This is a genomic window from Marinobacter sp. UBA3604 (assembly GCF_002375325.1).
In the GTDB taxonomy this organism is placed as follows: Bacteria; Pseudomonadota; Gammaproteobacteria; order Pseudomonadales; family Oleiphilaceae; genus Marinobacter; species Marinobacter salarius.
This window is the reverse complement of sequence record NZ_DFMB01000049.1, coordinates 35,223-42,115: the sequence shown is the minus strand read 5'-3', so window position 1 is coordinate 42,115 and position 6,893 is coordinate 35,223. Positions and strand designations below refer to the sequence as shown.

The 6,893-nt window shown below is 53.9% G+C and carries 4 protein-coding genes and 1 pseudogene; 2 read left to right on the top strand and 3 right to left on the bottom strand.

Annotation, left to right across the window (positions count from 1 at the left end; all coding sequences use genetic code 11):
- Positions 1-540, top strand: a pseudogene (locus B2590_RS15090) (glycosyltransferase); the annotation flags it as partial.
- Positions 524-2,020 (top strand): ArnT family glycosyltransferase, encoded by a 1,497-nt coding sequence (locus B2590_RS15085; protein ID WP_286847976.1) that lies wholly within the window; start codon positions 524-526, stop codon positions 2,018-2,020. The pseudogene B2590_RS15090 and the gene B2590_RS15085, both read left to right, overlap by 17 nt.
- 75 nt (positions 2,021-2,095) lie before the next feature.
- Here the strand turns inward: B2590_RS15085 and B2590_RS15080 are convergent, their stop codons facing one another.
- The 3 genes from B2590_RS15080 to B2590_RS15070 all read right to left on the bottom strand — a co-directional run bounded on the left by B2590_RS15080 (position 2,096) and on the right by B2590_RS15070 (position 6,529).
- Positions 2,096-3,418 (bottom strand): ATP-binding protein, encoded by a 1,323-nt coding sequence (locus B2590_RS15080; protein WP_041333840.1) that lies wholly within the window; start codon positions 3,416-3,418, stop codon positions 2,096-2,098.
- 29 nt (positions 3,419-3,447) lie between these two features.
- Positions 3,448-4,119 (bottom strand): response regulator transcription factor, encoded by a 672-nt coding sequence (locus B2590_RS15075; RefSeq protein WP_036208683.1) that lies wholly within the window; start codon positions 4,117-4,119, stop codon positions 3,448-3,450.
- A 268-nt stretch (positions 4,120-4,387) separates the two neighbouring features.
- On the bottom strand, positions 4,388-6,529 hold the full coding sequence (locus tag B2590_RS15070; RefSeq protein WP_286847974.1) for a TonB-dependent receptor family protein: 2,142 nt from the start codon (positions 6,527-6,529) through the stop codon (positions 4,388-4,390).
- Positions 6,530-6,893 lie beyond the last annotated feature (364 nt).

Genomic DNA, 6,893 nt, shown 5'->3' with positions numbered 1-6,893 from the left:
CCGGTCGACACGGGTGATTTCCGATTGATGAGCAGGCGGGCAGTTGATGCCCTTCTCCGGTTAGGAGAGCGCAACCGCTACATGAAGGGACTCTTTGCCTGGGTTGGTATGCCAACGACGATCATCGAATACGACCGGGCATTGAGAGTGGCTGGCGAGAGTAAGTGGGACTACCCGGGCCTGGTCGGCCTGGCCCTTGAAGGCCTGACTTCCTTCTCAGTGTCACCTCTCAGATGGGCAACGCTTGTCGGCTTGCTGGCCGCCTCCGTTGGTGGATTGTTCGGTGTCTGGATTGTAGCGAAGGCAATAATGCTCGGCGATCCGACTGACGGCTACCCATCGTTAATCGCCCTCATCAGTTTTCTGGGCGGCATACAACTGGTGAGCGTTGGTATCGTTGGTGAGTATGTGGGCAAAACCTACATCGAATCGAAACAGCGACCACTGTATCTGACCGAAGAAGTGGTCGAGAACAAAGAGGTATCAAGCCGAGACCATATCAGCAACTTCAGAGGCGTCAAGAATGCTAAAGCGATTTGAGCCCTGGTTCTGGGTACTGGCTGCCGTATTGTTCAGTCGCTTTATCGGAATGACGCTGTTTCCCTTCGTGGATACAACGGAGCCCCGATACGCTGAAATCGCTCGTTTAATGGCTGAAACCGGGGACTGGATAACGCCCTGGTTTGAACCCGGCGTTCCGTTCTGGGGGAAGCCTCCCCTGTCATTCTGGGCTCAAGCGGCCTCTCTAAAGATATTTGGACTGTCTGAATTCTCATTGCGGCTACCGGCATGGTTCGCCACGATTGGAATCGTATGGCTGACGTGGTGCCTCGCAAATCATGCGCGAGGTGCTGCGGTCGCTCGGTGGTCTACTCTTGTGCTTTCCACGATGGCACTCACTTATATCAGTGCTGGCGCAGTCATGACGGATACATTCCTGGTTTTTGGAACGACCCTCTCTCTGGTGAGCATGTGGTTCGTGCTTTCGGGCCGGTCTGACTGTTGGCGCTGGTGGTTTTTCGTGGGCCTGGCTATCGGCTTGTTGTCAAAGGGACCGTTGGCTGTTGTATTGACCGTTACCCCCCTGGTGCTATGGGCTGCTATTTTCAGGCAGCAGTTACAACCGTTAAAAAAATTACCCTGGCTTCTTGGCTCACTTCTGACACTGGCGATTGCCGTGCCATGGTACGTGCTCGCTGAATTGAAAACGCCAGGGTTCCTCAACTATTTCATCATTGGCGAACACTTTAGCCGGTTTCTGGACCCCGGGTGGGCCGGCGATTTGTACGGTAGTGCCCATGACCGGCCCAAGGGCATGATCTGGATATTCTGGCTTTGGGCTTCATTCCCCTGGGGTATCATTGGCTTGGTTGGCTTTGGCCTTGCGGCGGCGCGAGGCAAAACAAAGGATATATTCACTGGTGCTGTTCAAGACGCCTCAACGCTGTATCTGTTGTTTTGTGCGATAACGCCAATGCTGTTCTTCACCCTGGCAGGCAACACGCTTTGGACGTACATACTTCCTTCTCTTCCGTTCTCGGCCATTCTGATTGCCGGATGGGTGTCGAAGCTCGATCTAGGTGCCTGGTCCAGAGTCAGGTCGGGGGCTGTATTGCTTGTGCCCGTTCTCATTACCCTTGTTGTGTTCATCAGTGTGAGCGGAGTCATTCCACTAAAAACCGAGAAACAATTGATAAGCCGGTATGAGAGCATCCATCAAGCGGGGGACAGTCCGATCTTCTACATTGGTGAGATGCCATTTTCGGCACGTTTTTATTCGTTGGGCGACGCTGTGGAAATCATCTCCACAGAATTCAACAGTCTGCTGGAAGCTGACGGGTACGCCAGGGTCTTTGCAGTAATTCCAAACCATGTGGTCGATGAGGTTCTTGGTCCGCGGGCCACTGACGCTCAGAAGTTGGGGGAGAACGAACGGTACCAGCTATTCTCGATCGATCTTCCGCCAACAGACAGCCAGAATGACCCCGTTGATTCTGAATTAAACTCGAAGAATGATTAATGACGCAGCTGATTACTGCTAAAACTGAGTCTTTGAAGGCCGGATTTTCAAGATGGCTGGCCTTTTGGCAGTGATCTAGTCTGGAAATGGCAGTAAAATCAGAATCCTGGCTCCTCCGTTTTTCGAGGATCCGATTTCCAGGTGTCCGAGGTTGTCTTCGACAATCTCGGACACGATGGACAATCCGAGTCCAAATCCGGCGACCGTTTCATCCAGCCTGGTGCCCCTGTCCATGACAGTGGCTGCCGCCTCGGGAGAAATTCCGGGGCCATCGTCCGTTACTTCTATGGAGAGTCCTGATGACGTGCGGACGATTGTAACGTCGACGGTTGTCTGGCACCACTTCCCACCATTTTCGAGTAAATTGCCAAGCAGCTCTGAAAGATCCTGCCGCTCCATAGGCCAATTGAAGTTTTCGGGTAAGGTGGTGTGGAGGCGGAAAACCGTATCAGGGAATATTTTTTCCATGACGGTGATGACACTTGCCGTGATTTCAACCGGCATGCACGTTCGTCCCATCTGTCTGCCTGATATGTCTGCCTTGCTCATCCTGTAGTTCAGGGATTTGTCAAGCTCCCGCAAGTTAGAGGTCATAAACACAATATCCTCCCGGGACGGAGGCAAGGTGTCGATGTCCGACAAAATGGCAAGATTGGCAGAGATAGAGGTTTTGACCAGGTGAGAGAGATCAGAATTCAGGCGGCGGTGGCGGTCCAGACGACGGTTTGACAGCTCAAGCAAATCATTGAGCTGGCGGATCAGCGGACGAAACTCTTCCGGTACGTGAGGGTTCAGGCGACTTTGTTTCCCGGATTGGAGCCGTCTCAGGTCCTCTTTTATCTTACTGATGGGCTTTAACGTCAGATGTGTAGTGGTTCCAATCAGGGCCAGCAGTATCGCGAGAAGAACGGCCGAGGCGCCGAGCAATGTCAGGTGGGCCTTCAGCGGTCGTTCAGAGAGCGCCCCCTCGGTTTCAAGAACGCTGATTGAGGCCAGTTTTTCACTGGCGGAGAAAATGCGTTTGAGCCCGAAAAGCGTGTTCGCACCCTGCGCTATGTGGATGAAACCCTCGGGCTTCTCTGCAGCGCCCTGCAGTTGGCTCTGGTCAAAGTTCGGGCTCGCCAGGACGCTTCCGCTAGCCGTTTCGATGACGATGGCATGCCCCAGAAGCATTTCAAACTGATTGATCATGTTGCTGAGGTCGTCGGTTGTGGGGGATTCAGCCTCAATGATTGCCTGAAAGTTTCCCAGCTCTTTGTTCAGGTGTTGCTTCCTGGACTCGTCCGATAGTTGCTTTATCACGTAGGTGTGTGAAAAGAATATCAGAGTAAAATATACGAGGCTGAAAACAGCACCATACTGAATGGCTGTTCTGCGGATACTTTTCGGAGCAGACATATTTTAACCTGGTTGGTTCACTCGGGCGTTCAGCGGTTAGGATCTTTTTCGAAGTAGTAGCCCTGGCCACGCAATGTTTTTATTTTATTGACCCCTATTATTTTTCTAAGCCGGGTTATGTAAACCTGAACGACATTTCTGGTGGGGCATCTTTCTATGTTGTAGAGGGATTCAACCAGTTCGTCCTGGGAAAACACTCGGTCCGGTGAACGGAGGAAACACTGTAAAAGGCGGAATTCCGTAGCTGTCAGTCTGAACTCTTTCTGGTCGGGCGTGGTAAACGTTCGGTAGGTGGCGTTGAGACTGAATCCGTCAACACTGATCTGGTCTGTCGTTCTGCCGTCCTTTCTTCGGATAATCGCACTGAGCCGGGCTTTCAGTTCATCAAACTCAAACGGTTTGGGAAGGTAATCATCAGCTCCCGCATTCAACCCTTCTACTCTCTCAGTCCAGTTGGAGCGTGCGGTCAGAATAAGGATGGCCTCTTTTTTCCCGTTTTTTCTCCATCTTTGCATTAAAGAAAGTCCATTTTCATCGGGCAGTCCGATATCGAGAATAACGGCCTGGTAGGAGCTTGTTTCAATCAACGAGTCCGCTTCTTTGCCGGTTTTGGCGATATCTACTGTGTAGTGCGCCTGCGCAAGCCAGTCCGATATTTTTTTGGCAAGTACAGCATTGTCTTCAACAATCAGAATTTTCATTTGTAAGCGCCGTTTTTCGTGGTGGGAAAGTTTCGCTCGTCCGCTATGGATTGTAACAGTAACGAAGGAATCAGGATCTGAAAAGCCGGTTATTAGCGTTGTCCAGGTTGGCTCTTCCGAGGTTGGCGACGCTGCGGTCCAGATCATCAATGGCGCGAAGTTCTCAGGCGAAGTGGCGCCTGAGTGTGAAAAAGGGATTATCGGAGTGCCCCAAAAATCCGGCTCCCGAGGAGTGGAAGCCGGATTTTCAGCAACCTCCGTTCACTCATCAGAAATTGACACTTACCCCCAGTGAGGCAGTGCGAGGCAGGTTTGCCATGGCACCATCAGGCAAGCGTGAAACAATTTGCTGCTCATCGAACAGGTTGTCCACTTTCAGGAAGACATCGGCACTGGCGTTCAGTGCGTAGCGGCTGATGAAATCGACCAGGAACAGGGACTCGGTCTCGTCCAGTTTCGTAGTGGTGTTGTTGCATCCAGCGCTGACGCACATCTCGTCGACGTAGGTGACCACAAGGTAATTGTCCCAGCCACTCGGATGTTCCATGCCTGTGCGGAAGCTCATCTGGTTTTCGGGTACGTCCTTGAGCTGCTCACCTTTTGTCAGGCCCGAGGCAGCATTGTCCTTGCTGATTTCCGCCTGGGTATAGGTGTAGGTAAGGCTGACCGGAAGGTAGAGGTTGCCCGCTTGGGTGCCGGTCTGGAGCTGGAATTCCGCACCGGCAATTTCAGCCTCGCCGGTTACGAAACTGCCAGAAGTGGCGCCATTGCTGCACGGCGAGCCCACGGAACAGTTTTCAGCCTTGTTGGAGAAGTCGCTGTAGAAGCCGATCATTTCCGCGAAGAACGCACCGCCAAAGTACCGGACGCCGGCTTCCCAGTTCTTGCTGGTTTCCGGTTCCTCGTTGGCCCTGGCACCACCCCCGAGAGGGGAGAAACCCCGGTGCACGCCACCCAGAACCTGCCAGCTTTGGGACAGGTCATAGGTAAAGGAAGCTCCGGGCAGGAGTTCAGCGCTGTCATTGGCGCGGGTGCTGTCGACAGTTGTGCGGCCGGAATCCGCGTATTGGGTGCGACCGGTTTTCACGTCCTCGTAGCGCAGGGCGAGGTTGATGCTGAGCTTGTCCGTCGCCTGCCAGGTGTCGAGTGCCCAGAAACTCAGGGCTTCGCCGGTCTCGAAGCGGTTATTGCTGCCCGTTGGGGCCACGCTGTTCTGGAATACCAGGGAGCCATTGACCTGGTCGTAAACATCCACCGGCTGGAAGCGATCCATTTCATCTTCGTGGGCGCGGGCGCCGAAGTCGAATTCGTGGTTGCCAATGTTTACATCGAAGTTTGTCTGCACGCCCTGGGAGACGTATTCCCTGGCGTTGTTCTTGTAATTGAGGCCGCTGGTGTCAACGGTACCGTCGAGAATGCCCTGGGCATTGGCGTCTCCGGCGTTTGCCGCGTCGATGATGTTTCCGCCGCCACTGAGCTTGAACCAGTTCCGCTTGAAGTCGTTGCGGTAGAGGGTCGTGGTGCTGCTCACGGTGTCGTTCCACTCGAACTGGTGGGTCAGGCTGATACCGGAGTGGGTATTGTTCATCTGGTCGATGCTGGACAACCCGTAACGCCGGTTCGGATCCTGGCTGAAGTCCGCATCGGTCAGGCCGAGGTAACTGGAGTTGGAGGTTTCCTCGGAGTATTGCAGCTTGGCGGTCACGCTCTGGCGATCTCCCTGCCAGCGCAGCTTACCGACATAATCACTGATGTCGAAGCCACTGTTGCGGTTGCTTCGGTCAATGTCCTTGAAGCCTTGCGCTGAGCGCTGGACCGTTTCAAACAGGTAACCCCAGTCACCGTTCGTGTCGCCATAGGTTGCATGAACGTCGGTGGATCCGCGGTCGTTGGTGACGGCTTCGACGTAGCCCTTTTGCTTGTCGGGAATGGGTGCGGAGATCAGGTTGATCACACCGCCGGTGGTTTGCGGGCCATAGCGCAGGAGCGGGGCACCCTTGAGTACTTCCAGCGAGGACATGCGCTTCAGCGTCGGGAAATAATAGGCGGCCGGATTGGAGTAGGGCGCCGGCGCGATCAGAACGCCATCTTCCATCAGTGTGACATTGCTGCTGCGCTCGGCGGTGGCACCGCGAATGCCAATGTTAGGGCGCAGGCCCTGACCTTCCTCTTCCCGTACATACACGCCCGGGACGGTTTTCAATACCTGGCTGATGTCGGCCTCAACCTCGGTTTTCAACTGCTGATCGCCAACCACATAGCCTGACCCCGGCAGAGTTTGGGCTGCAGACGCATCGCCAATGATTTCCATAGGTTCAAGCATCTGGGGCTGGTCATCGCCGGCGGCCCAGCTCATGCCCGGGGCAAGGCTGATCGCTACTGCCAGTGACAGTCGGGAAGGTTTAAACATGTGTTTCTCCGGAATTATTCGTATTTGAAATTCTAAATAGAAACGCGTTCCATTTGCAGATACGAATTTAAGGACTTTTAATAATCAAGTCAATAACCAATGTTAATGATAATGAGAGAGTGTCACCAGGCTGAAAAGGTTGAATTTCTCTCAAACGGGCAATTCGGAGGTCGGAGCGGGTTGGGCGGAGGGTGAGGGTATCAACTGGCCCGCAATCCGGGGCCAGCTTTTCTGAAGGCCAAACAAGCCGCCGGTGGTCTGCTCGCAATGTCGGTGATCATGGTAACCCGGTTCGATCCCTTACTCCGTCCACAATCTTGCCCGGAAAGAGCTTTGCCGCCAGAGCAGCGCAACCCAGAGCGCA

Excerpts from the sequence above, each read along its gene's own strand:
- B2590_RS15085 (WP_286847976.1), top strand. The coding sequence starts at position 524 with ATGCTAAAGCGATTTGAGCCCTGGTTCTGGGTACTGGCTGCCGTATTG.
- B2590_RS15080 (WP_041333840.1), bottom strand. The coding sequence starts at position 3,418 with ATGTCTGCTCCGAAAAGTATCCGCAGAACAGCCATTCAGTATGGTGCT.
- B2590_RS15075 (WP_036208683.1), bottom strand. The coding sequence starts at position 4,119 with ATGAAAATTCTGATTGTTGAAGACAATGCTGTACTTGCCAAAAAAATA.
- B2590_RS15070 (WP_286847974.1), bottom strand. The coding sequence starts at position 6,529 with ATGTTTAAACCTTCCCGACTGTCACTGGCAGTAGCGATCAGCCTTGCC.